Source organism: Phaeobacter sp. PT47_59 (assembly GCF_028890025.1).
In the GTDB taxonomy this organism is placed as follows: Bacteria; Pseudomonadota; Alphaproteobacteria; order Rhodobacterales; family Rhodobacteraceae; genus Phycobacter.
The window spans coordinates 24,686-47,101 of sequence record NZ_JARCJL010000021.1 but is presented as its reverse complement, the minus strand read 5'-3'; the positions used below and the strand labels follow the sequence as shown (position 1 = coordinate 47,101).

General features: G+C 62.3%; 23 protein-coding genes. 1 reads left to right on the top strand and 22 read right to left on the bottom strand.

The features are described 5' to 3' along the window. Positions 1 to 3 precede the first annotated feature (3 nt). Positions 4 to 2,358 (top strand): TRAP transporter large permease, encoded by a 2,355-nt coding sequence (locus tag PXK01_RS16760; protein ID WP_274849244.1) that lies wholly within the window; start codon positions 4 to 6, stop codon positions 2,356 to 2,358. Between the two features lie 72 nt (positions 2,359 to 2,430). On the opposite strand, the gene PXK01_RS16755 is transcribed toward PXK01_RS16760, so the two are convergent. The 22 genes from PXK01_RS16755 to PXK01_RS16660 all read right to left on the bottom strand — a co-directional run bounded on the left by PXK01_RS16755 (position 2,431) and on the right by PXK01_RS16660 (position 22,411). Then, a complete protein-coding gene (locus tag PXK01_RS16755) occupies positions 2,431 to 3,531 on the bottom strand; it encodes a DUF2855 family protein (protein ID WP_274860985.1) in 1,101 nt (366 codons plus the stop codon). A gap of 133 nt (positions 3,532 to 3,664) precedes the next feature. Beyond that, a complete protein-coding gene (locus tag PXK01_RS16750) occupies positions 3,665 to 4,489 on the bottom strand; it encodes an arginyltransferase (RefSeq protein WP_274860984.1) in 825 nt (274 codons plus the stop codon). A gap of 138 nt (positions 4,490 to 4,627) precedes the next feature. Further along, positions 4,628 to 5,068 (bottom strand): RDD family protein, encoded by a 441-nt coding sequence (locus tag PXK01_RS16745; protein ID WP_274860983.1) that lies wholly within the window; start codon positions 5,066 to 5,068, stop codon positions 4,628 to 4,630. Positions 5,069 to 5,151: 83 nt separating this feature from the next. Further along, positions 5,152 to 5,598 carry a DUF2852 domain-containing protein gene (locus PXK01_RS16740; RefSeq protein WP_274860982.1) on the bottom strand — a complete coding sequence of 149 codons (447 nt, stop codon included), beginning with the start codon at positions 5,596 to 5,598 and terminating at the stop codon, positions 5,152 to 5,154. A 448-nt stretch (positions 5,599 to 6,046) separates the two neighbouring features. Beyond that, positions 6,047 to 6,604 carry a formyltransferase family protein gene (locus PXK01_RS22020; RefSeq protein ID WP_446728461.1) on the bottom strand — a complete coding sequence of 186 codons (558 nt, stop codon included), beginning with the start codon at positions 6,602 to 6,604 and terminating at the stop codon, positions 6,047 to 6,049. After that, positions 6,591 to 7,667, bottom strand: coding sequence for an ABC transporter ATP-binding protein (locus PXK01_RS16735; RefSeq protein ID WP_274860981.1), 1,077 nt, complete (start codon positions 7,665 to 7,667; stop codon positions 6,591 to 6,593). Before PXK01_RS16735 ends, PXK01_RS22020 begins: the two co-directional genes overlap by 14 nt. Further along, on the bottom strand, positions 7,664 to 7,846 hold the full coding sequence (locus PXK01_RS16730) for a hypothetical protein (RefSeq protein WP_274860979.1): 183 nt from the start codon (positions 7,844 to 7,846) through the stop codon (positions 7,664 to 7,666). Before PXK01_RS16730 ends, PXK01_RS16735 begins: the two co-directional genes overlap by 4 nt. Further along, a complete protein-coding gene (locus PXK01_RS22015) occupies positions 7,770 to 8,030 on the bottom strand; it encodes a Com family DNA-binding transcriptional regulator (RefSeq protein ID WP_446728460.1) in 261 nt (86 codons plus the stop codon). The genes PXK01_RS16730 and PXK01_RS22015 overlap by 77 nt, the downstream gene beginning before the upstream one ends. 156 nt (positions 8,031 to 8,186) lie before the next feature. Continuing rightward, the gene (locus tag PXK01_RS16725; RefSeq protein WP_274860976.1) at positions 8,187 to 10,148 is read right to left on the bottom strand and encodes a peptidase G2 autoproteolytic cleavage domain-containing protein; all 1,962 of its coding nucleotides are present in this window, start codon (positions 10,146 to 10,148) and stop codon (positions 8,187 to 8,189) included. Between the two features lie 12 nt (positions 10,149 to 10,160). Next, positions 10,161 to 14,309 carry a hypothetical protein gene (locus tag PXK01_RS16720; protein WP_274860975.1) on the bottom strand — a complete coding sequence of 1,383 codons (4,149 nt, stop codon included), beginning with the start codon at positions 14,307 to 14,309 and terminating at the stop codon, positions 10,161 to 10,163. Then, entirely contained in the window at positions 14,306 to 14,710 is a 405-nt protein-coding gene (locus PXK01_RS16715; RefSeq protein WP_274860974.1) for a DUF6950 family protein, read from the bottom strand. The genes PXK01_RS16720 and PXK01_RS16715 overlap by 4 nt, the downstream gene beginning before the upstream one ends. After that, positions 14,710 to 15,309: a hypothetical protein gene (locus PXK01_RS16710; protein ID WP_274860973.1), complete on the bottom strand. Its 600-nt coding sequence runs from the start codon at positions 15,307 to 15,309 to the stop codon at positions 14,710 to 14,712. Before PXK01_RS16710 ends, PXK01_RS16715 begins: the two co-directional genes overlap by 1 nt. A gap of 4 nt (positions 15,310 to 15,313) precedes the next feature. Then, positions 15,314 to 15,979: a hypothetical protein gene (locus PXK01_RS16705; protein WP_274860972.1), complete on the bottom strand. Its 666-nt coding sequence runs from the start codon at positions 15,977 to 15,979 to the stop codon at positions 15,314 to 15,316. Beyond that, complete coding sequence (locus PXK01_RS16700; RefSeq protein WP_274860971.1) at positions 15,964 to 18,384, bottom strand: phage tail length tape measure family protein; 2,421 nt, start codon at positions 18,382 to 18,384, stop codon at positions 15,964 to 15,966. Before PXK01_RS16700 ends, PXK01_RS16705 begins: the two co-directional genes overlap by 16 nt. A gap of 2 nt (positions 18,385 to 18,386) precedes the next feature. After that, positions 18,387 to 18,644, bottom strand: coding sequence for a DUF1799 domain-containing protein (locus PXK01_RS16695; RefSeq protein WP_274860969.1), 258 nt, complete (start codon positions 18,642 to 18,644; stop codon positions 18,387 to 18,389). A 104-nt stretch (positions 18,645 to 18,748) separates the two neighbouring features. Beyond that, complete coding sequence (locus PXK01_RS16690; RefSeq protein WP_274860968.1) at positions 18,749 to 19,078, bottom strand: hypothetical protein; 330 nt, start codon at positions 19,076 to 19,078, stop codon at positions 18,749 to 18,751. Positions 19,079 to 19,094: 16 nt separating this feature from the next. After that, entirely contained in the window at positions 19,095 to 20,030 is a 936-nt protein-coding gene (locus PXK01_RS16685) for a phage tail tube protein (protein WP_274860967.1), read from the bottom strand. After that, positions 20,031 to 20,180, bottom strand: a complete 150-nt coding sequence (locus PXK01_RS16680; RefSeq protein WP_274860966.1) for a hypothetical protein — start codon at positions 20,178 to 20,180, stop codon at positions 20,031 to 20,033. It lies immediately after the preceding gene. Next, positions 20,177 to 20,605, bottom strand: a complete 429-nt coding sequence (locus PXK01_RS16675; protein WP_274860965.1) for a phage tail terminator protein — start codon at positions 20,603 to 20,605, stop codon at positions 20,177 to 20,179. Before PXK01_RS16675 ends, PXK01_RS16680 begins: the two co-directional genes overlap by 4 nt. After that, positions 20,605 to 21,033: a gp436 family protein gene (locus PXK01_RS16670; RefSeq protein ID WP_274860964.1), complete on the bottom strand. Its 429-nt coding sequence runs from the start codon at positions 21,031 to 21,033 to the stop codon at positions 20,605 to 20,607. Before PXK01_RS16670 ends, PXK01_RS16675 begins: the two co-directional genes overlap by 1 nt. A 55-nt stretch (positions 21,034 to 21,088) precedes the next feature. Continuing rightward, positions 21,089 to 21,508 carry a hypothetical protein gene (locus tag PXK01_RS16665; RefSeq protein WP_274860963.1) on the bottom strand — a complete coding sequence of 140 codons (420 nt, stop codon included), beginning with the start codon at positions 21,506 to 21,508 and terminating at the stop codon, positions 21,089 to 21,091. 12 nt (positions 21,509 to 21,520) lie between these two features. After that, complete coding sequence (locus tag PXK01_RS16660) at positions 21,521 to 22,411, bottom strand: Mu-like prophage major head subunit gpT family protein (RefSeq protein ID WP_274860962.1); 891 nt, start codon at positions 22,409 to 22,411, stop codon at positions 21,521 to 21,523. Between the last annotated feature and the right edge of the window lie 5 nt (positions 22,412 to 22,416).

The window sequence follows — 22,416 nt, the reverse complement described above, 5'->3', positions numbered from 1 at the left end:
GACATGCTATTCGGTCTTGATGGCGTCGAAATCGGCCTGATCATCGTATTTCTCTGCCTTTTCGGAGGCATTCTCTCCGGCTTCCCGGTGGCCTTTGCCATCGGCGGTGCCGGCATCATCTCCTTCGGGATCATCGCCGCACTCGACAGTGCCGGCCTTCTTGTCCACCAGGCGATCGATACCTCGTCGCAGGTCTATCGGGATCTGGTGAACTCGGGCGTCAAACCCGATACGATCTCGATCTTCCGATATCCGGATCTTCCACGCGTTGCCGAACATGTGTTCGTGCAGGGCTGGGAAACCGCGCTCGATCGCAACGTCTCCTTCATCGTGAACCGTATGAACGAGCGGGTTCTGGCCGGGGCGTCGATCGAGACGCTGCTGGCGGTGCTGATGTTCGTCCTGATGGGCATCACGCTGGAGCGTTCGAAGATCGCCAACGATCTGCTGACCACCATGGCGCGCGTCTTTGGCCCGCTGCCGGGCGGTCTCGCGGTCTCCATCGTGGTTGTGGGCGCCTTCCTGGCGGCCTCCACCGGGATCGTGGGCGCAACCGTGGTGACCATGGGCCTGCTGGCCCTGCCGACCATGCTGCGCAACAACTACAGCCCGGAACTGGCCACCGGTGTGATCGCGGCCTCGGGCACGCTGGGGCAGATCATTCCGCCCTCCATCGTGATCGTTCTGCTGGGCACCCTGGCGGGCGACCTCTACTCCACCGCACAGGAAACCCGTGCGCAGGAAGCAGGCTGTACCGATGCGCTGACCTTCCTCGGTGAACCTGCCGTGGTGTCGGTTGGCACCCTGTTCCAGGCCGCCCTGTTGCCGGGCATCATGCTGGCGTTGCTCTATGCGCTTTATGCCTTCGGCTTTGCCCTGCTGAACCCGGAAAAGGCGCCTGCCGTGGAAATGGGCAGTGCCAGCGATGAGCCGATCACCCGCAACGAGGCCCTGACCTGGTTCCTGGGCGCGCCCGCGGCCATCATCGGTGGTGCGCTGCTGCTGGGATCCCTTGGCATCATCGGGTCGCAGAACATCAGCGTCTCCAGCTTCTCCGATGCCGGTCAGACCGCATCGCTGCGCACCTCGGTCGGAGAAGAGTGCAAGGCGTCGATGATCGACCTGCACGGTCAGGAGGCCTGGGATGCCGCGGTGGCGGAACAGGAAGCCATTGATGCCGCAGGTGGTGTTGCTTCGGCCGAGCGTCTGACCGAAGAGCAGATCGCCGAAGCCAAGGCTGCCAAGATCGCCAATGCGGCGCCGATCGGCACCGGCATCACCGTGATCATGGTGCTTCTGGGTCTGGTTCTGGCCGTTGGTCGCGGGGTTGCCCCGTCGCGCGATGGCAAACCGCTGATCCTGGGGGCCATCGGCCTGTTGCTGCTGGCGCTCGTCGATATCCTGCTGATTGCGCCGACGACCTCTGCCGGGGCGACCGTGCTGCTGATCCTGCTGCCTTTGGCGATTGCGCTTTATGGCTGCAAGGAGGCGGCGATCCGCTGCGCGCGCAACGATCTGATCCGGGTGGTCTTCCCGCCGCTGGTTCTGATCGTGGCAGTGCTGGGGTCGATCCTGGGCGGGATCACCAACCCGACGCCCGCTGCGGCGCTGGGGGCCGGTGGTGCCATCATGCTGGCGGCCTATCGCCGTCTGCAGGACGAGGGACGCTCGGGCAAGATCATCATCGGGTCTACCTTCGCGGTGATCATCTGCATCCTGATCGGGGTGAACTTCGACCTGCGGATCAACCAGGACAATGTCTCCTTCGAGAGCTGGGTGGCCTTCTTCTTTGCCTATGCGGCCTATCTCTATGCGCTGTTTGGCCTGTTGTTCGGCTGCTGGGTCCTGTTCCGTGGCGGGGTGCTGACCCCCATCGTGCGGGAGACGGCCAAGGTGACCTCGATGGTCTTCACCATCCTGATCGGCTCGCAGCTCCTGAACCTGGTGGTGATCTCCTTTGGCGGGGAACACTATATCCAGCAGTTCCTGAAGAGCTTTGACAACGAGATGACGGTCTTCCTGATCGTGATGCTGGTGCTGTTCTTCCTGGGCTTCGTTCTGGACTTCCTCGAGATCATCTACATCGTGATCCCGATCGTCGGACCGGTGATCTATGGCGGGTCCTTCGATCCGAAATGGGTGACCATCATGGTTGCGGTGAACCTGCAGACCTCGTTCCTGACACCGCCCTTCGGCTTTGCGCTGTTCTACCTGCGCGGGGTTGCACCGAAAGAGGTGACAACGGGTCATATCTATCGCGGGGTTCTGCCCTTCGTGCTGATCCAGGTGGCGGGTCTGGCGATCCTGTGGCTGTTCCCCTCGATCGTGACCATCGTACCGGCACTGATGCCAAGCTGATCAGATCAGCCTGCGAGAAAACGAAGGGGCCCTGCATGGGCCCCTTTTTTGTTCCGTTCATTGCGCTGGCCTTCAGCCCATCGACAGGGTCCAGGCCCTGTCGGCAGGGGTGCGTCCCTCCAGGACCTCCTGATAGGCGGAGGTCACAGCCTCGGCTCCGCTGCCGTGGGAGAGGGTCAACCACTGGGTGCTGGCTTTGGCGGCCCGTTCCCAGAAGGCCGCCGAGCGGCGATCGAATTCGCCTGCTCCCCAGTCCTTTCCACGTTTCGCAATATGGCCGGGAGCAAAGAACATGGCGCTGCGGTCGCGGATGTAATCGGCCCCCATCCCGGCATCGTCGTAATGGGTCAGCCCCACGTGGCTGGTGTAGCGCATCGCCGCCCCCAGGTGCCGGTGCAGGCGGTTGATCACCGGGCCGGATCCGGACATGTCGATGATCAGGGTCGGGCGCTCCGCCGAGAGGGCCGTTTCGATGTCGTCATAGGTCATGACCTGATCATATAGGTCGAGCGCACGAACCTTGTCTGCATTTCCGGCCGAGGTCAGCGCCAGCACCGGCGGGGCCTGCGGGTCTTCCTTAAGGGCATAGGCGGTGCCGATCCCGGTCTTGGAGGAGGCGGAGACGATCAGCACCTGCTGGGCGCCGAACCAGTCATTGTCCTTGGCAAAATCATACAGGCAGTAGGAGGTCGCATAGAGCGGCCACAGGACCATGCGCAGATCGTCGAGATCCGGGTCATAGGCCGGGTCGTTCGACAGGCGAAGATAGCGATTGTAGACGGCGGGCAGCGCCTGCCGGTGCGCCGCGCCATCGAAGAAGCGCTCTGCGGTGACCTTCTGCGGTTGCAGGGTCACCTGCGACGCCATGGGCCAGTAGCCAAACAGCCTTTCCCCGGCGGTGATGCCCGTTACCGAACTGTCTTCGACGATCCCCAGGCCCCAGACCGGAAGAACGCCCCAATCGCTGTCTTTCGTGGGGAAGAATTTCCAATATCCGATCCGCTCCCCGACCACGCCATAGGTGATATTGTTGGCGGTCAGGCCAAATCGCTCAATGCGTACGGTGATCTCTCCAGCTGCGGGCGTGGCTGTCGCGCAAGCGGTGAGGCGATGCTGCGCCAGGTCGGTCTTGCAGACTTCGAAGGTCTGCGTCTGTGAAGCGTCCGGTATCATGTCTCATAGTCTCCCTTTGTCCCAAGCCTATGCGGCGCGCGGGGACAAACGAAAGCACCGCATGAAGCCGGGACGCTGCGTCAAAGCGAAAGGGGGCGCTCAAGCAAGGCCCGTCACCGGGCGCGCGCCTGGTTCAGCCGGGCTTGTGCGCCGGTTGCTGCGGCAGCTGGATATTGGCGACCTCTTCGGAAATCGTGCGGGGCGCCGGGCCGGTGGCCGCCTCGCTCTCCTCCTCGATTTCCCGCAGCGGCTTCCAGGCGCCGCCGTGATAAAGCTCCAGCCCGGAGAACTTCATCTTGTATCCCATCTTCGGGCTGCCTTTGACCCAATAGCCCAGATAGACATAGGGCAGCCCGGCCTCGCGGGCGATCTCGATGTGATCCAGGATCATGTAGGTGCCGATGGAGTTCTGCGGCTGATCCGGATCATAGAAGGAGTAGACCATGCTCAACCCGTCTTCCAGAACATCGGTCAGGGACACGGCGGTCAGGGCGTTGCTGCCGCGGTCGGTGTATTCGACAACCCGGCTGCGGATTGGCGTTTCCTCGATCATGGCGGCATATTCGAAGACATCCATATCGGCCATGCCGCCATCGGAATGACGGCTGTCCAGATAGTGGCGGAACAGCTGGTATTGATCTTCGGTCGCCCAGGGGGAGGTCGCACGCCGCATCAGATGCTGGTTGCGCCGCATCGTCCGCTTCTGACCGCGACTAGGCGTGAACTCCGCCACGTTGATCCGGGCCGACAGGCAGGCGGAACAGTCCGAGCAGGACGGGCGATAAAGCACGTTCTGAGAACGCCGGAACCCCTGTTGCGACAGGCTGTTGTTCAACTGCTCCACCCCGTCGCCTTGCAAGGCCGTGAAGAGCTTGCGCTCCATCAGCCCGTCCAGATAGGGGCAGGGCTGAGGCGCCGTCACATAGAACTGCGGTGCTATCGGGAGGGTGTGACGCATGGGGGCGGGATAAGGTCCAGAACGGATGTACGAAACGGCAAAGTGTTACCTATCAGGATAACAACGACCAACCCGCGCGCCAAGGGTGGATGGGCAAAATGGTTTCACACTGGTTTCTTTGCGGCCGAAGCACCGCGTTCAGCCGCTGCGGTGGCGCCTGTTCAACATGACCGTGCCGAGAAAGGCATCGCCCAGGCCCTGGCCGCGTGCGGATGTCAGCATCATCAGGATCGAGACGATCTGCAGGATGGGAACGATCAGCGCAACCGTATAGGCGCCCGAGTGCAGGGTCGCCATCTGCAGATCCAGGCGGTGCCCGGACAGGTCGCGCAGCTCGATCCCGGCAAAGCGCATGCCAAGGGTTGCGGAGCCACTTGCAATGGTGAGGGTGCGATAGGCAAAGCCGATGGTCAGATAGAGCAGCGGCCAGATAAACAGTCCGACAAAGGCTGTCAGCACAACCGCCACGGCGGCAAGACCCATAATGATGACGCTGTCGATCAGCCAGGCAAAGAGGCGCTTGGCGGTGACCATTTCGTAGAACTCGGCCTGGTAGTCGGGGTCGGGCAGGGCGGGCATCTCGGGATCCTGTGGTGTTGAACGGGCGGTGTAGCAGGAATGCCCCGCCCTAGACAGGCGGGGCTTTGGCGGTGTGGCAGGGATCAGGCGGTTTTCTCGTCGCCGTCGCTCGCTTCCTCGGCCGCCGCAGCTGCACGTTGCGCCATGAACTGGTCGAACTCGGCCTTGTCCTTGGCTTCGCGCAGGCGCTCCAGGAAGGCGTTGAAGTCGTCCTGTTCCTGTTCCAGGCGGCGCAGGGTGTCGGCCTTGTAGGCGTCAAAGGCGCTGTTGCCGCTGGAGCGCATCGCATGCATGCCGTGATGGGCCCAGGGTTTGCGGTTGCGGCAGGATTTTTTGAACATGCGTTTGCTCCAGATCATGTAAAACAGAAGGGCAAGGCCGATCGGCCAGAAGAACACAAAGCCCAGCACCATGGCGGCAATCCAGGCGCCTTTGCCCTTGCTGTCCAGCCAGGCTTCGCTGCGCGAGAACCACCCCTGTGGATGGCCCGGCGCATGAGGGGCGGTTGCGGTGGGGGTGATACTTGTCATCGGGACCTCCGGTTTGGGTTGATGTAAATCTCTTTTACATCTCCAATATTGAGGCGCGGTGGTCGCATCGCAAGAGGGTATGTGAATGTTTTTTACATTAATCGTCTACCCATTTGAAAGAATACAGTAATTTATCGTGCCAGTGTGTGTAGTGTAGCGGGACACTTCGCGTTGCAGTGCGGGACACTTCCCATTGCAGCAACTCGTTTTTGCGAAATCCCCACCTTTCTAGGGCTTTTGCCGGTGGATTTCTAGCCTCGGGGCGGTGTGCCCCAACGCTTTCGGCACGACGGCTTCGGGACACCGCAAATTGCAGAAATCGGAAATTCGCAGCCGAAACCGTTTAAACCTGCCCGACGGCGGGCCGATTAAAGGGCGTTTAAAGGGCAATTGAAAGGGGGGTGAAAGGGGGCCTGCCGAGGCCCGCTTTCGCTATAGGGGAGGGGCATCACCGGAGGATGGAACAAGCGCCCCTATGCAAAAGGCCCGCGCCCAAGGGGGCAAGGGCGCGCTTCCAAAGGCCCAACGCAGTTTCACCCGGCAAGACCTGCACCCTGTCCTGCAGTCGGGTGCCGTCGGCTACTACAGTCGGGCCGCCGTCGACCTTTTCCGTCAGCCAGTACACCGTCCCCCCCGTGATCCGGGCGCCGTCTGCTAGGCAATCCCTGATCGCGTTGCGCCCAGGGTACTTGGGCAATAGGGACGGGTGGTATCCGATGGCGCCCAGGTTGGCGATCCCTATGAACCAATCCGGCAAGATCCGGAAGGAATGCGCCGATACGATCAGATCCGGCCGCCACGGCAAGTCGGATGCTCGGAGCGGTAAGCGCCTATCCTTCACGGCGTAGCGCAGTCCTAGGCAGTCTGCCGTTTCGATTGGCTTGCGCTCTCCGGGCTCGGTGATCAGGCATACCTCGAAGCCGGAGGCTGCGATGCGCACAAGTGTCTCGGCCGCCAGCCACGAGCAGCCGACTACCGCGACGCGGCGGGGGTCATTCTTCGACATAGCGGAACCCCTGTACTGCGCGCATATGACCGCCAATTTTGCCTTTCAACGCGGCCCCTCTGGTGCCCTTGCTCCCCAGCACGGCCGAGGTCTGGTGCCAGAGCGGTTGGCCTCGAAGCGCGGCAGCGAGGCCTGGGTGGGACGTGTGGAAAAGGGTCGGCAGGGGTTTGCCGTAGCGGTTAACGCCCCGCCGCCAGAGCGCGGCCAACTCGTTTAGGAAGCGGATGCCCAGCCCCGCGCCTTGCCATTCGGGCATGATGACTAGGCGGCAGGCCCTTGCTTCGACCAGGCCGGGGCGCGGGCTGAAGGCGATATGCGCGACGGGGGCGCCGTCCACGAAACCGACGTAGTAGTCGGCCGCCACCATGCGGGGCAGCTTTAGGTAGTGATGCGGCTCAAACAGGGACCAGAAGGAACCATCGGTTTTGTGAATGTCCATTGTGAGGCTGGGGGGACGTCGAAGACGCCTCCATTTGAACTCGGCCGAGCGGGTATCGATCACCCAGTCGGGCTGGAGCCAGGGCACAACGTCTTCGTGACAGGTGACGCCCACGAACTGCCCCTTGCCCCGGCGCCAAGCCTTGGCAAAGGCGGCCGCGCCGATCCGGGCCACGTGCCGGTCGATGGTCGAGGTGAACTCATCGACTACGGCCAGCTTGGGGCGTTCGCACAAGAGCCGCGCCAGATTTGCCCGGAACTGCTCGCCGTTTGACAGGCAATGGAAAGGGCGCAGCCAGCTCGGAACCGTACCGAGGCCCACTGCGGCCAGCGCGGCGGTCACACCGTCCATTTCCGATTCGGGTGCAATTGCGTCGATCAGGGCCGCGTCCTTGGGCCAGCGGGGCGCGCGCTCGATCTTCCGGCCGAACAACTTGCGCCCCAGGGAGGTCTTGCCGGTTCCCGATGGGCCGACGATCAGGCCGACCTGCCAGGGCCGCGCCGACAAATCAGCGTCGACGGACAGGCGGAAGTCCGCGTCCCCTTCGACGTTGAACATGCTGGAGACGCGGGCTGCGCGGTAGGTCGCGGGAATGGGCGCGGGGTGGTGGATCTCGATTTTCATGTGTTCACCACCCGGCATTTATGGCCTTGCGCCTTCAGGTCTTCGAACAGGGCTTTTTGGGCGGGTTCGTCCTCGGCAAGGACAATGACGCCGAACTGGCGCTTATACCGCTTTCCTGTGGGTTTGCCGGGCGACTTTGCCGGGAGCGGGGGAAGTTCGATCTTGCTGGATGCGGGCATGTTGGCCCTCCTTTCCGTCGCGCTCGGTGGTCTGGCGCTTGGGTGAAGGGCTCGTCTGCGGCCTCAGAATGGTATGTGCCTTGCATCTGGGGCACTTGATAGCCAGGGCGCCGGATAGGGCGCCAGGCTCGATCTTGAATAGCAACCTGCGACAGTTGTCGCAACGCTGGTCTTGCAGGTTCAAGTGGAATCACTCCATTGATACCGCACCCTCGCGAGGGCAGGGGGCGGCCATGAAGCTATTGCTGGTCGGCGGGGTCAGGTGTAGGAATTTGATCCCCGTGTCGAGGGGCGTTGGTGCGCCCCTTGGCCCCCCGCTAGGGGCGGGCGGTTTGGGGCATCATCGCACCAGCCACTCTTCAACGTTATCGCTGATATCTCGCATCTTGATCCAGCGGGCGCCTACGGGCTGGCCTTTGAGAACCCGCAGCTTGCCCATAAGGCCCACGGTGTCCCACTCGACCCGCTCGGCGCGCGGGGTGTATTCTTGCGAGGGATCGAAATCGGGGTTCAGCTTGCGGCGCCGCTGCGTAACACGCACAGCATCAGCCGGAATGGTAACGCCCTCGGGCACCTCATCGGCAGCATAGGAGCGTTCTTCCTCCTTGGTGGTTTCCTTGACCACATCGACCATGCGCGGCTCCCGGTGGACCGCCTGAACCTCGATATGGTTTTCTGAGCCATCAGCCATCTTCTCCACGCGCGTGATCATCACCGGATTGCCTGTCTCATCCACCAGCGGGAACTCATCAAACAGCGGAACCTGCACGGTCTCGGTGACGGTTTTCTTGACCGCCACCCCATCCACCACCTCGATCACCTCGTGGGTGATGACTTGTTCCTCTGTGGCCTGCTCCAGAACCGTCTCCGCCTCGGTGACGATCTCAGTCCAAGTTACGGTCTCATATTCCTCCCAAACGTGAGAACCAAAATCGTCCCGCAGGTACTTTCCGCGCCACTGGTCGTTGTCGGTATCTCCCACAACCGAGGGGGTGGCAGAGACGACGCCGAAAGGATCTTCCCCCTGCTGGGCCGGGCGGATCTTGTTGCCGACCAGGACCACGGAAAGCCCCCGCCGATCCTCGCCAGCCGGGTTCCCGTCCAGCCACTCAAAGAATTCGGCATAGTCCGCGCCAGTGGTTCCCCAGGTGCCATCCGTGGTATTGGTGCCATCGCCGCGCATCAGCGTGACGTTGTCCGCGCCACCGCTGGCCTGACAAACGAGGAAGTAGAAATCGGACGATGCCGCCCGCGTTACCTCAGCGCGCATAACGTTTGAACTATAGGCGGCATTCGTCATGCTTGCCCGAAAGCCGATATCCCATTGGCCTGCGTTCGCGGCATGAACCATTGCCGTGGGGCTGGCCACCCCGACACCAACCTTTCCGAGGCTATCGACGACCACCCGATCAGCACCAAGTGTGCGCAGCTTCATTTCGCTGTGGTTGCAAATAATGGAATCGTATGAAGCGCCTGCGTTGTCAGCGGGGACGCGGAGAACCATTCTTGGAGATCCACCGCTATTGGACGCAAGAAATAGCCCACCTTTCCATTGGCCGCCTGTCGAGCCGATCTGAATGCCGCCGGATTGACTATGGGAATAGGCGACTGGTCGGATATCGATGTAGTGGTCTGGATCGGTCGTCCCCATACCCATTCTACCAGCATTGGAGAGGGTCATCCTGACGGCATCATTTGTGACAGCCTGCAACCCTACGGCACTGGAATGGCCGAACGATTTCAGGCCGCACGACTGGCTCCCATCCGTCCGCTGATGCTTCAAGAGCCAGCCGTCAGCGTTGCGCCGGATGTTGAGAAAATCTGCAAGGGTGAGGCTGCCCTCCAGCCCCGCAGCGGTGCCAATGCCCACGGCGCCGTTGGCAAGAAGAAGGCCCAGCACGCCCCCGGCCTGGAGGCCGATCTGGTTTTCACCGACCAGCTTAACCCCTGTGTCGCGATCCGTGTTGAAGGCAGCGAGAGAGGTGCCGAAATACCCGCCCGCCAGCAGGTCCTTGGCGGCCTGAAAATCACTCAGCAGCGCCTGGGCTGATGCCCCGAGAGCGTGAGCCATCGCCATCGTCGGAATGGCTGCATAGAACTGATCGGTTGCCGTAGCCCCCCGATAGTTCTGCGCCAGCGTGATCTGCGTTGCGCTATCCACGGTCAAGATCTCGTAGAGGCTGAAATCTGCCCCCATGAACACCCAGCCCGATTGAAGGCCCGAAAACCAATTCGTGCCGGTTCCGGTCACGATGGGTGACCCTTGTGTATAGTCGACTGTTCCTGTCTTTTCCCAGGCCATTCCCCAGCCCTCCTATCGTTTGAACTGCGTTGCGTAGATTGAAATGTCCCGCACCAGCGGCGCGGTTTCGCCAGGGTCCAGGCTGCCGACCCTGGCCACATTCACCCGGTATTTCGTGTTGCCACCGGCGGTGTTGGCGTCTTCGATGGTCAAGGCCTCCAACCGGCCAAACTCACCACCAAAGCCCAATGTGAAGGACCGCAGCACGGTTTCAGAGCCGCTGCCGATTTGGCGCGTGATCTGCACCTGAAGGCGCGATGATGCAGCGATCCCGGTATGATGAAAGCTAACGTCAACCTTCGTCGGAAACCCCGCGTGACGGGCAAACGTCAGCTTGCAAGCCTGGGAAAAGCTGCCCCCAGGTGACACCGGCCCCGCCTCAAACTGGTGCCCCGGAACCGTGACCGCCTGACCGGCCAAATGGAGGGTGTCGATGGAGGCGTCCTCAATTTCCGCCGCACCTATAATGGCGCGCTCCAGCATGGCGCGGGTGATGAAAGCATTTCTGATCGCAGCGCGTCGCAGGTAGACGCCCGCCGGAACCGTCACGCCATCCACCACGAAATCGCTAGTGTAGACGATGAAGGGGGATCGGCTATGCGCGCCATCTGGCGAAACGATCCGAAAAATATCAGAGACGAAACCGATCTGACCAACCGGCACGTTGTTATCATCCAGATCAACGCGAGCTACCATGCCAGCCACGTGTCCGTTGACATTCAGCCGCCAGGCCTTCTCGGCCATGATGCCATCTACCGTTTGGCTCACCTCTTCCACCTCGGACCGGTTCTCTCCTACCTCGGTGGCCAACTGAACGCGTGCGGCGGTCTCAGCTTTAATATCGTCGCCCTGTTGAACCACCTGCGCATCCACCTGGTGGATCGCAGTGGCCAGAGCGGTGGTGCCGGTGACGGGGTCGTCAATCTCGGCCCGGAGGGCGTTCAACTCCTGGCTATGGACAGACAGAGTATTCTCATTACCTGTCACCCGTGCGGTGATCTGTTGTTGCGCCTGTGCCTGCCCGGCGAGGCCGGTCTCGGCATTGGCCAGCCGCGTGTTCAGATCCAGGGCGTATTGACTGACTGCCAGAATATCAGCCTCATTTGCGGTCACACGGGTGATCACCCCTTGGAGCGCATCCGCCGTGGTCGAGATCTCGCCTTCCACGGCTTCAACGTCCAACTGCATCTGATGCACAGCGCGGGCGATGCCGGATGCGCTGTTAGCCGCGACCCTGTTGATCTCGGTAATGGCGCCCGCCTGCGCGGCGGTGGTGGCCTGCAGCGTTGTGATCTCGGAGACACGCGCGCTGTTTTGATCCGCGCGTACCCTTTGCTCTTCCTTCAGCAGGGCCAGATTGCCTTCGATTTCGGCACCGAGGCGAGTTTCTGCAGCGGCGCGGGCCACGCGATCCGCATCCACCCGCGCCCGAATGTCCTGGGCCGCATAGGCAATATCGCGGCGCAAGGCCTCGCCTTGCTCATAGCCTGCGATCAGATCCGCCAAAGAGGCCATGTCTGCCATGGCCTGGGCATTGGCCAGATACCGGGTATCCGCCACAGATTGGCTGATGGACGGGCCATTCAAGCTGTTGAGAATGAACTCTGCGGATTGCTGACGGGCCTCCAGGGTGTTGTATTCGTCCCGCGTCACCCCTAACGCCAAAGTAGCCTTTGCCGCGTTGATCTCGGTCCAGGCGCTTAAAAGGCTGGCAGAAAGGCCATCCACGATGGTTTGATCCGATTTCAGATCGATCCGTGCATTTGCTGCATTCAGATCCACCACTACACGGTTGACGATCAACTGCAGGTCATTGAGCAGCGGGATCTGGGTCGGATCCGTTACGGCATAGCTGATTTGCTGGTTGACCCAGGCCCGGGTGGCAGACTGCGTTAGCGAGGCCTCCGCCGCCGAGACGCGCAGCTCTACCTCGCTGATCTGCCGGGCGCTTTCCTCTACACCGTAGACCCGCACACTACCGGTTTCAGGATCCACGGTAATCCCGGCATCGGCCAGGCGGCTCTCTACATCAGAAAGGCGCGTATAGGCCCAAAGGATGTTGTCCCCGATGATCGCCAGTGCCTCGGCCGAGGAGCGCTGCTGGACCGCCTCCAGCTCCAGTTGGCGGTCCACGCGCTGGATTTCGCTTTCCAGCGGCGCGATGCGGTTTTCTTCAATCGCGGCAAGCAGGGTGCCCGTGACGGTGGCGGATTGGACGCCAATGGCCTCCCATAGTTCTTCAGATATCTCGCCCGATGAAATCCGCACGTCCGGCGTGGTGACCGGAAGCCAGACCGACCATTCGACGCCACGGCGGCGGCTAAGGGGCTTAGCACGTACCTGGTAGTCGGTGGCGGGGATCAGCGGGCCAAAGGTGAATTCGCCGCTCGACAGATCGGCGGTGCTGGCACTGGCCTTCTCACTTTGGCCACTGGCCTTGACCTGAAACACCAACCCTTCGGCGATGTCCTCAAGGCTTGCATCCCAGACAAAACGCACACCCGCGCCACGGATGTTCCCGGCGTTGTCCCGATAAGAGGCCCCATAGGCGGCGAGGCCCGAAACGCTCACATTGGCAGGCGTGACCGGGCCGGTGACAGTGGGAACGTCTGGCAGCTCGAGGGCAAGATCCGGGTCAAAATCCGTGGGGTCACTTTCCCGCAAAGAGACCGAGACATTCAGGGTCAGGAGGTCATAGGCAACCTCGGTGATGCGGAAGGACTTGGAGGCGTAGCCATAGTCCGCGAGGGTCAAGTTCAGGGCGCGAAGCGGGCGCAGGCCAAAGTATTCACCGGGCAGGGGGAGGCGATGAGACCGAAACCGGCGGTTTTCCTTCAGGAGGGCGTGGCCCAATTGGCGCCCTTGGGCCGAGTTGAAGACCATCGGAAGCTTCAGCTCGAACAGCCGTTGTGTCCCGTCCTCTGCAATCAAGTCGTCCATGACGATGGTTTCCAGGGTGGTCGAGTTCCACAAGGCGCCAGGTGATGGGTGGGAGATCGTGACAGCGTTAAAGGTGCCTTCCAGGCCGGGGAAGGGATCGTGCTGCCAGCTTTCCGAAACCAGGAGGTCGTCGTCGGTGATTTCGGCGTCGGCCCCGATTGGCCCGCCTACCAGGGGATACCAATAGCCGCCGAGTTCGACCACTTCGGCGTTTGCGGCCGAGAACAACTCGTCCAGGAAATCCGCCGGGGGTTCCTGAAACCGGACCTCAAACCCGGCGCGGAAGCGAGGCCGATTGTTCGGGCCAGTGACGACGTCGCAGGCGTCCATTGCCGCGACCCATTCGGCAAAGGGCAGATCCTCGGCGGGGAAGTCGCCGCCCCAAATGCTGCCGCAGGGCAGGGTAATCCCGCGCAGCACATTGTAGGCAATGACCATGGGATTGTCGGTCGGCTCCCAGGTGCTTTTGTCGGCCCAGCGGTGAGTGCCAGCGCCGCCAGCGGTGCTGTCTTTGCGCAGGTCATAGAAGGCGGGGCCATCCAATTCGAAACGATACTCAGGGCGCCCCTGGGGGAATACACGGTCGCGCCGGTAGAAGGTCAGAACGGCATAGTTCAGCCCGGTCAGAATGTGGTCGCCGGTCCAGGGACGTTCTTCATCGTCACCATAGTGTTCTACCAGCTTGGCGTCGGCTTCGGTCTGGCTGCCGTCATAGTAGCGGATCCAGGCGCGGTTCGTTACGCCCTCGGATTTGGTGAGGATCGGATAGCCCAGGCCGTCTTCCCATTCGCCCAGCTCAGAGTATTCGCCGTCAATGATGAGCCTACGGAGGGAGGCACCGGGAAGGTCCCCGAGTTCGACAACATGGGTCAGGTAGACATTCGCGCCGCCGTGGCTGTTGTGGTAGTTCAGATGGCCGGCCGTTGCATAGCGGCCCAGAACGGTTCCTTGCGGGTCGGTTCCGCCGGTGGTGGTGTGGCTCGTCTGTATGCCCGGCTCGCGCTGTTTGCGCTGCTGGTACTTCTTGAGCGCCATGGAGAGCGCCGTGGACACGAGGAACCGAATTGCCGCCGCTTTCAGGGCTGCAACTGTAATCGTCGCTTTGAAGGCGGTCCCGACGGCGGCCAGAACCGCCGTGACGGGATCGGCGGAGGCCGGGCTTGCGAAGACCAGGACAGCTAGGACGGCAAGGCCGAGGATATGCAGGGTGCGCCCGATCATGGGCGGAACACCCGGGTAGCCCGGCCCAGATGCACATAGTCGAGCCCGTCCAGGGTCATGACGTGGATTTGCGGCCCGCCCACGATGCCCAGGGCAATCTCTCCGCCCTCATCGATGGCGGCAATATCGCCCGGCTGCGCCTGCTCCCATCCGTCGATCTCTTGCAGATGCCGGGCGGCAAGGGCAGCGAGGTCTGGGAGGCCCTGCGCCTTCAGCTTGGCCTTGCCTTCGTCCAGTGTGCGATAGGCACCGGCCCAATCTGTCGCCAGGTCTTGGCCGGTGCAGCGGGTGACCCAACCGGCGGCAAACAGTGCACAATCAAGGGTGCCAGGGCGGAACCCGCGCCGACTCTGGCGGATCTCTGTCAGGTAGGCAAAAAGGAGTTCGACACGTGCAGTCATCAGCCGGTCCCCCAGGGCACAGTCCAGGACCCGGCGACGTCGCTATACTCGCGGCCCCGATCCTTTGCGTTGCGGCGCTGCAATTCGGCGTTGGACCTTTTCAGGGGCAAGCCAAAGGTCAGCTTGCGCGCGCCCGAGACAAGGACCAGCTCCGTTCGGCTGGTGCCGCCCTTTCTGCCAATCTCTTCCGGGGCCTGGTTTAAATAGCCTTTAAACACCCGTTTTGGCGCTCCCATTGGCAATCCCGTGTCAATGTCCAGCGGAACGGAATGGATCTGTACGGCGGCGAGGCGTGGTTTGTACTGCTGCAGGAGTATTTTCACCTCATCGGTGAAGGGGGGCACGGTCACCCTGTAGTGACGGACCTGAAAACCCGGTCGGGCAACAATCGGCGGAACGTCGATCACGTTGCCCGCGCCGTAGTAGGTGCGGATCTCGCCCCCGATCAGAAACTCCTGGTGATCGTCCCCGCTCCAAAAGCCAAGGGTTTCCGGCGCCCCGGTTTGGCGGTTCTTCGCCTGAAACCACAGCAGGACCTTGGCGTTGGTCCCGCGCCGTTCTGAAAGCTGGGCTTGTGCGACTGCGTCAAAAACGGGCATCAGCTCACCTCAATGTCTGGATCCAGTTGAAAGACCCGCCTTCGCTGATCGCGGCCCGGCTGGCTCCGTAGTCAGCTTCCGATAGGCGAGCTTTCAAGACCGGGGTGCCAAGGGTCACAAAGGTGCCAACGATCGCGCCAGGGCGCAGGAACGGCGTAACCTCGATGTTGCGGGCCGTGCCGCCCAAACTTGCGGTGTCCCCGGTGACCACGCGGTGGTAGGCGTAGCGCTTCGGGTTTGAGCCGTATTGAAACCCGAGCAGATCCCCGCGCTGCAGGACGTATCCGGCTGGCAGACCCGACAGATCCAATTCTCGATTGTTGGCGGCCACATCAGCGATGACCGGGGTTGCCGCTCCCAAGAGTGTCTTGTCGGGGTCGGCAATCGGGCCGCGCATCCGCACGTCCCAAAGAAGGAAGGACGCACCCGCTTCCTCCAGGAGAGAAAGGACAGCCTCGGTCGCGGCCCAAAACCTGTGGTGGTCCTTGTCCAGGACGACCTTGCCATGCCAGAGCCGCGCACCGCGATTGTGTGCGATGAATTCGCCGCCTCCGGTTTCTGAGGTCGTGACGGCTCGCCCCGGTCGCGCGATCACGTTCTTGACGGGCAACGTGTCAAAGAAATCAGCGAGAGAAAGGGGGTACTGCAGGGGCATCAGCCGCGCCTCCATGGGTCGTTCAACTGGCGGTCAATAGTGTCTGGCGCCACGGTGCGGTCATAGTGGTCGATGGTTTCGACCGAGACGCGCCCTGCGGTCTCCTCGACGTAGGCCTCAAACAGAGGGCTCGGGGCGATCCGCACCAGGGCTAAGGGCTGGTCCTGGGCGCTTCCGCTCGATGTCGGGGCGGATGTGGTTCCCCCGGCGGGAACAGTGCCGGATGCGAAACCGGGGATCTCGACACCGTCGTTCATGGCCTGCAGCAGGGGGCGGTATTTGCGGGTTGCCTTGGCGGTGATGACACTTTCGCCAGGTGACAGCCAGGCGGGCACCTTGTCGTCCCGGTTGCCGCCATCGCCGTAGACCATCATCCCGACGGTTCCATCTGCGAAGCCAAATAGACCCGAAACGAACTGGCCCAGGAGGCTGGTTTTTCCATCGCTACCGCCAAAGAGACCGCCTCCGGTCCCGAGGATCTTGGCGAAAGGCCCATCGCCGAACAGAACCGCCTGGGCTGCGGCCCGGATGATCGCCTCCCTGACGCGATCCCAGGCGTCGGCGGCTGCATCGCCGCTGGACATTAGAGCGACGCCCAGGTCTTGCCCTGTGGCCTTCAGCCAATCGGCTGCTTCCTTGGTCTGTTGCAGGGCCTTTTCTTCTTCCAGCCGTTCACGGACCAGCGCTTCAACCGCCTCGCGTTCGGCGTCGGTCGCGCCTTTCAAGGCTTCCCGATGCCGGATCATCTCCTGCATGACGGGGTCGGTTTCCCTCAGGATATCTAGGCGGCGGCGCTCTGCAGCTATCAGCCGCTCAATGGCCTTGCGTTCCTGCTCGAACTGGTTCGCGCCGCCACGACCACGAGAGCTGCGCGGGTTAGCGGGCAGGTTGACCCTTGGCAGATCCATATCCTGATAGACATAGTCCTGCTTTCCGGCGCCGGGGCTTTCGCCGCGTGGATCGTGGTAATCGGGGTTTGATCTGATGCGGCCCAGGATTTCATTTCCCCGAGCCGCCAGGAGGTTGGTTTTCAGCCGGTGGGCTTCATCGGCGGCAAGGGTAATGTTCCCCGCCATATCGGCTTCGGCAACGCCATTGGCTGCGTCCCAGGCGGCCATCAACTCGGTTTTCAGCGCCTCGGATATTTCCTGACCATCGACCTGCTGCTGATAGGCCCGCCGCTCCGCCTCCAGGCGCAGTTCCGCCGCCTCTACACTCCCCGCGCCATGGGCCTTGATTGCCTCCTGCAAGGCAGCTTCGGTCTGGAGCTGTGCAATTGTGTTGCGAGCAGCGGTTTCGATCTTCAGGCGCTCATTGAGGTAGGAACCGGCAGAGGTCTGCAGGCTTTTCCAGAGGTCTGTGCCCGTCGCCTTCAGCTCTAGCCAAGGCTCCTGGATGCGACCGCCGAACACCTCCAGGTCACGGATTAATGCGGTCAGCCCATCGTAGAACTCGCGCTGTTCTGAGTTCAGCCCCTCAAGGCCGCCTGCGGCGTCCAGGAGCTGGCTTCGCACGTCCAGGGCAGCGGCGTATTTGACCGCCATATCCTCGCTGCGGCTCAGCAGCTCCAGATTGCTGGCAAAGAGGTGCCCGGCTTCCCGGTTCGCGCGGCCGACCGAGCCGATCCCGAGAAAATCCTGTGCCATGGACATGGATGAGCGGCCATCCAATAGCCCAGCTTCCAGCACCAAATTGCGCAGGCTGTCGGTCGTCTTGTCGATTTCGTGGAAAGCATCGATCTTGGCCAGTGCGGCCATGTCTGCAAGGACCTGGCGCAGCACCGGGGAGGCGCTGCCAAACTCTTCAATCATGTCGGCAACGCCAAGACGCGCCTTTTGGGACTTCTTCTGGAATGCCTCGATGGCATCCCCCGTTGCTTCAATACGATCCTCCAGGGTTTCGGCAGCCTCGGCCGAGCCGAGCATCCACTGGATCGTTGCGGCCCCTGCAGCAAGCCCTCCGATTGTGATCAGGTTCAGCGGGCTGATCATGCGCAACAAGCCCTGGCGCAACATGTTCACCGCCCCGGCAGCCCCTACATCGCCAAAGGCCTGGGTGATTTGTGTGCCTTGCTGAATAGCGAGCTGCAGCGGGTTCTGCCCGGCGGCAAGCATGACGCCAATGTCATTGAACTGCGCAGTGATATTGCCGATTTGACCGGCTGCGACTTGATGGGTGCGGCCTACCCGAACGGCGCGGTTTGCCAATCCGTCTTGAGATGCGTCCAGAGCGCGGGTTCGCGATGCCGCTGCATCGGCGGCCGTGCCGAGCTGCTTGATCTTTCTGGCAGCCTTTTCCTCCTCGAAACTGAGAACCGTGGCCGATTTCGCCGTCGCGTCCTTAGTGCCCTTCAGCTCCACCAGATCCTGCTTGGCCTGGGAGGCATCCAAAAGGACCTTTCCTGAGACAACAAAGGGCATGGTCAGGTTCCGCTACTCTCGGCAATCACGCCGCTTTCGATCATCTGGACCTTGGCAAAGAGGTCCGGGGGCATATCTGTGCCGCTGAGTTCCCAGCCCGCCCGCGCGCGGCTGTAGTCCAGGCCGGTGATGCGGGTGCGGCCGTTTGCCAGGGCGATGTGGTTGAACTGTGTGACGGCTTCCAGGAAGGCCTCCACGGCCGCCACGTTGTGCCGCCAGACCCCGCCCATCTCCTGTTGCCCAGGCCGTGCTGCGTTCATCAGCTCCCTGGGGATGCCGAGCGAGGCGGCGTCCTCGTCTTCTGTGCGCCGGGCGGATGGGGCAGAGAACAGTTTGCCCCGCGCCCATGCCCGCCCGGCCCAGATCAGTTTCCCGGCAACAGCCCATTCATGCCGAGGTGATAGGCACTCATGAGGGCGATCCGGGCATAGGGACGGGCGATCACCGCCTCGCGGATCTCCTCGCTGTAGGGGATCGACTTGCCATCCTCGTCAGACAGATCATCCATCGACAGGATGGCACGGCGCAGGAAATCCTTGGTGCCCTCCACATCAGCCATTGCCAGGGCTTCGGTTGCGTCATCATCCAGGGCGTTGAAGGTGGCCTTGAAGGTCTGTTCCTCGATGCCATCGCCCTTCGGAACCTGAACCGGGACCGGGCGGGTGAAGGTGGGGTTTTCAAGCACATTGAACATGGAAAGGTCCTTCGGATCAGGTGAGGGTCAGCGACCACTGGCTGTTTTCGGTGGCGGCGCGGGGCACCAGGCGCAAAGGCCATTCCGTGACCCCTTGGGACTGGCCGAGACTGGGGCGCTGCATTTGCGCGGTGGGCAGGCTGAGGGTGGCGATTTTTCCGCCTTCGGTGCCATGGGTCAGAACCACGGGAACCTTCGCCATCTCCGATGCCATCTGGAACGGGTTGAAGTTGGCAAGATCCTGGGCTTCGACGGTGGTTTCAAAGAGTTCCGACTTGTCGGTGATCAGGACGCGCTCGGCCCCCACAAGGAAACGGGGCTCGACCTTGTTCCCGAGGGCCAGCTTGGCGGTTTTCATGGCCAGGCTGGTGCCACCGATGGTGAACACCGGGGTGTTGTTGTGGCTGACCAGCAGGGGTTCGGTCCAGGACGCCAGATCCACAGTGGGCGGGGCTGTATCCGTGGGAAGGGTGAACAGCCCGGTCAGATCGAACTTGATCTTGGGCGTCTGCTGGGCATCGAGCATGAACTCGGCGGTGCCACGGGTGCCGAGCATGACATAACGGGTGCCGCCGATACTGATGTGGACGGTTCCGGCTTCCTGGCCTTGGACGATGGGGCTGTAGACCACGTTTGTGCCAGCGGTAATGGTCTCAGCCACAGCGCAGGCCCGCAGCAACGGTCCCCAAGCCGGGGCGGTGCCAGCGGTGCCGGAAGCGCTCAGATCCACGGTCAGCTCCAGCTTGGCATGGATATCCGTCGGGATGGTGCCATTTGCGCCCATGCCGGGCTGTTCCAGATCGCGCTCCTGGTCCTGGCCTTCCATCGGCTTGAAGGTCACATCATAGCCAAGGATCGCATTGGCGGCTCCTGTCGGGGCGGCATCGGTGCCGTAGGTGCCTTCCAGCTTGAAGAGGATGCGCTTGTCGCGCCAGTAGATCGGGGCGGCCATTTACGCCTCCTTGCCTTTGCGGGACGGTTTGGTGGTTTTGGGCGCAGCGGCCGGTTTGGGATCGGCTGCGGGTTTTTCAACCTGCTCGAGGCCGCCATCGGGTTTCCGGATGAAGCTGCCGCCGGTTTGGGGCAGGGGTTCGGTACTCATTGCGTTACCCTCAGTTCGGTGTTGATGGAAAAGACCAGCTCGTAGAGAAGCCGCCCTTTGGTGATTGACAGAAGGCGCCCCCGGTCCACCTGGAACACGCCGATGCCTGGCTGCGGCGCCCAGCCCGCAAGCGCCCCGGCCACGTCGGTGATCAAGGGGTCGATCCGATCCAGAGCCTTGCGCCCGGTCTTGTCGGTGCTGCGGGCGATCAGCAGGACGGAGTAACCGCGCCCCAGTACCTGGGTGAACACCCCGGTGCCGTCATTGGGCTTGCCGCCCTTGATGCCCGCCGGGGCAACTGTGGCGGTCGCCTGTTCCGGCAAGCGGTTGGCGCGCATCATTTCGACCAGATCGGCAATGGGTTCGACGCGGCGATCCAGATCCGGCACCTGATCGTTCAACCTGGCGACAATCGCATCGAGCATCAGATCAAGCCCTTCATGTTGGCTGCGGTCAGCGGGCGTTCCCGATCCGTCACGCGAACGCCGTTGCCGGGTTTGGTCGCGGGTTCAACGCCCTGAATGGGCAGGCGGATCTTTCCGTCCGAGATTTTGCCCAGCGTGGAGAGCGCGTCCTTGTACTCGTCCTTGATCTTTTCCTCGGGCGAATAGCGGTGCAGCCTGTAGATCGCGATGGCTTCCGCCACTTCTTCGATGAGCGGCGGTGTCTCTGACAGGGGCAGGGTGTAGCGCCCCTGAAGGTGCCCATCGATCAGGGCGGCTGCCCCGCCGATGGCATCGGTGACCGTCGCGGCATCGATCAGCCCGGTCGGCACTTCGGCGCGGTCGGTCAACTCGACCAGCAGGCTTTCGCCATAGCGGGCAATCAGCTTGTCCTGAGTGGTATAGGCCATTGCGCCCTCGGAATTCTGGATGGGTGGGGCGGCGCGCGGGGCGCCGCCCCAAGGATCAGAGGATGGAGACGATCAGCTCCGGGTCATCCTCCAGGGCCGCCAGCTCGGCGTCGGTAAGGTCGGCGCGCTTGATGCGGGTCTTTTCGCGGGTGAACTTCTGCCCGATCCGCCAGCGTCCCCGCTCCGGCCCCTGGACAACCACCACGCCTTCCGGCTCGGCAGGGGCCTTGCCCTGGTCTTCCTGGCCGCCCTGATCGTCGCTGTTCCCGGCAGCCGGGGTAGTGTCCTGAACGGCCGGGGTGGTTCCGGACTGTCCTGTCTCGGGATCCCTGCCACTTTCCCCGCCGCCCGCCGTTTTTGCTGCGGCCTCGGCCTCTTCGATCAGGGCCTTCAGCTTGTCGGTGGGCATGTTCTTGGCAGGGGACAGCTCCAGCTCGGCCGCGCGGGCAAAGAGGTCTTTGCGTTCCTTGCTCATCTGTTCAGCTCCTTATGCCAGCCAGGGAACCATCAGCACCTCGGCGGTGCCTTTCCACTCGTTGTCTGAGCCATTGATCTGCTCATTCTTCATGAGCCGGTTGGCTGCGCCCTCGTTGGAGGGGCCGACGACAAGCAGGTTCGGGATGATGCCCAGCGGGCGGCCGTGGTCGCCTTTCATACCGGTCAGGCTGATCCGGGCGGCCTCGTAGTTGGCGGCGTCCAGCGTCTGCTTGGAGCCATGCGCCATCTGCCAGTAGCCGAAGCCGACATTCGAGCGCCCATCGACCCCATAGATGAACTTCTTGTTATTGAAGACATTGGGATCCTGCGGATTGTCCAGGGCCACAAAGTTCGGCTTCTCCCGCTCCTGGAACAGGATCGGTTTCAGCGCGCGGCTGGTGTCCAGGAGGAACCACGGGGCACCGCCGCCGCCGCTGGTGTTGGAAACGGTGGTTTCATTGCCGTTTTCATCCAGGACAGGGTGATCGGTGTCGAAGAAGTTCTGCCCGTCATAGCAGGGCGAGGTGAAGCCGTTCTTCAGGAGACCAAAGACCAGCTGATCCGGGTGCGCCTTGGTGGAGCGGCCCATCTCTTCGAACATCGGAGCATAGACGCCGATCTTGTCATCCTTGATGGCGTTCTTGTCGACGCCGATGGTCAGCTCGTAGTCCTTGTTCTTGATGGTGTAGCCGTGCTCGGTGATGCCATGGACATGGCGTTCGCCGACCCATTCCCGCATGTTCGGCATCTGGCCGAGCCAGCCGTAGGTTTCTTCCCCGGTGGTCGAGGGCACCACGGTGGCGATGCGCTCGTACTGCGAGGCCGCCTGGCCCAGGCCGCGGTTGAAATGCGCTTTGAAGCCCTTGCGGACGGCTTCCAGGGTGCTTGCGTTGATGTGCATTGCGG

Excerpts from the sequence above, each read along its gene's own strand:
- PXK01_RS16760 (WP_274849244.1), top strand. The coding sequence starts at position 4 with ATGCTATTCGGTCTTGATGGCGTCGAAATCGGCCTGATCATCGTATTT.
- PXK01_RS16755 (WP_274860985.1), bottom strand. The coding sequence starts at position 3,531 with ATGATACCGGACGCTTCACAGACGCAGACCTTCGAAGTCTGCAAGACC.
- PXK01_RS16750 (WP_274860984.1), bottom strand. The coding sequence starts at position 4,489 with ATGCGTCACACCCTCCCGATAGCACCGCAGTTCTATGTGACGGCGCCT.
- PXK01_RS16745 (WP_274860983.1), bottom strand. The coding sequence starts at position 5,068 with ATGCCCGCCCTGCCCGACCCCGACTACCAGGCCGAGTTCTACGAAATG.
- PXK01_RS16740 (WP_274860982.1), bottom strand. The coding sequence starts at position 5,598 with ATGACAAGTATCACCCCCACCGCAACCGCCCCTCATGCGCCGGGCCAT.
- PXK01_RS22020 (WP_446728461.1), bottom strand. The coding sequence starts at position 6,604 with ATGTCGAAGAATGACCCCCGCCGCGTCGCGGTAGTCGGCTGCTCGTGG.
- PXK01_RS16735 (WP_274860981.1), bottom strand. The coding sequence starts at position 7,667 with ATGAAAATCGAGATCCACCACCCCGCGCCCATTCCCGCGACCTACCGC.
- PXK01_RS16730 (WP_274860979.1), bottom strand. The coding sequence starts at position 7,846 with ATGCCCGCATCCAGCAAGATCGAACTTCCCCCGCTCCCGGCAAAGTCG.
- PXK01_RS16725 (WP_274860976.1), bottom strand. The coding sequence starts at position 10,148 with ATGGCCTGGGAAAAGACAGGAACAGTCGACTATACACAAGGGTCACCC.
- PXK01_RS16720 (WP_274860975.1), bottom strand. The coding sequence starts at position 14,309 with ATGATCGGGCGCACCCTGCATATCCTCGGCCTTGCCGTCCTAGCTGTC.
- PXK01_RS16715 (WP_274860974.1), bottom strand. The coding sequence starts at position 14,710 with ATGACTGCACGTGTCGAACTCCTTTTTGCCTACCTGACAGAGATCCGC.
- PXK01_RS16710 (WP_274860973.1), bottom strand. The coding sequence starts at position 15,309 with ATGCCCGTTTTTGACGCAGTCGCACAAGCCCAGCTTTCAGAACGGCGC.
- PXK01_RS16705 (WP_274860972.1), bottom strand. The coding sequence starts at position 15,979 with ATGGAGGCGCGGCTGATGCCCCTGCAGTACCCCCTTTCTCTCGCTGAT.
- PXK01_RS16700 (WP_274860971.1), bottom strand. The coding sequence starts at position 18,384 with ATGCCCTTTGTTGTCTCAGGAAAGGTCCTTTTGGATGCCTCCCAGGCC.
- PXK01_RS16695 (WP_274860969.1), bottom strand. The coding sequence starts at position 18,644 with ATGAACGCAGCACGGCCTGGGCAACAGGAGATGGGCGGGGTCTGGCGG.
- PXK01_RS16690 (WP_274860968.1), bottom strand. The coding sequence starts at position 19,078 with ATGTTCAATGTGCTTGAAAACCCCACCTTCACCCGCCCGGTCCCGGTT.
- PXK01_RS16685 (WP_274860967.1), bottom strand. The coding sequence starts at position 20,030 with ATGGCCGCCCCGATCTACTGGCGCGACAAGCGCATCCTCTTCAAGCTG.
- PXK01_RS16680 (WP_274860966.1), bottom strand. The coding sequence starts at position 20,180 with ATGAGTACCGAACCCCTGCCCCAAACCGGCGGCAGCTTCATCCGGAAA.
- PXK01_RS16675 (WP_274860965.1), bottom strand. The coding sequence starts at position 20,605 with ATGCTCGATGCGATTGTCGCCAGGTTGAACGATCAGGTGCCGGATCTG.
- PXK01_RS16670 (WP_274860964.1), bottom strand. The coding sequence starts at position 21,033 with ATGGCCTATACCACTCAGGACAAGCTGATTGCCCGCTATGGCGAAAGC.
- PXK01_RS16665 (WP_274860963.1), bottom strand. The coding sequence starts at position 21,508 with ATGAGCAAGGAACGCAAAGACCTCTTTGCCCGCGCGGCCGAGCTGGAG.
- PXK01_RS16660 (WP_274860962.1), bottom strand. The coding sequence starts at position 22,411 with ATGCACATCAACGCAAGCACCCTGGAAGCCGTCCGCAAGGGCTTCAAA.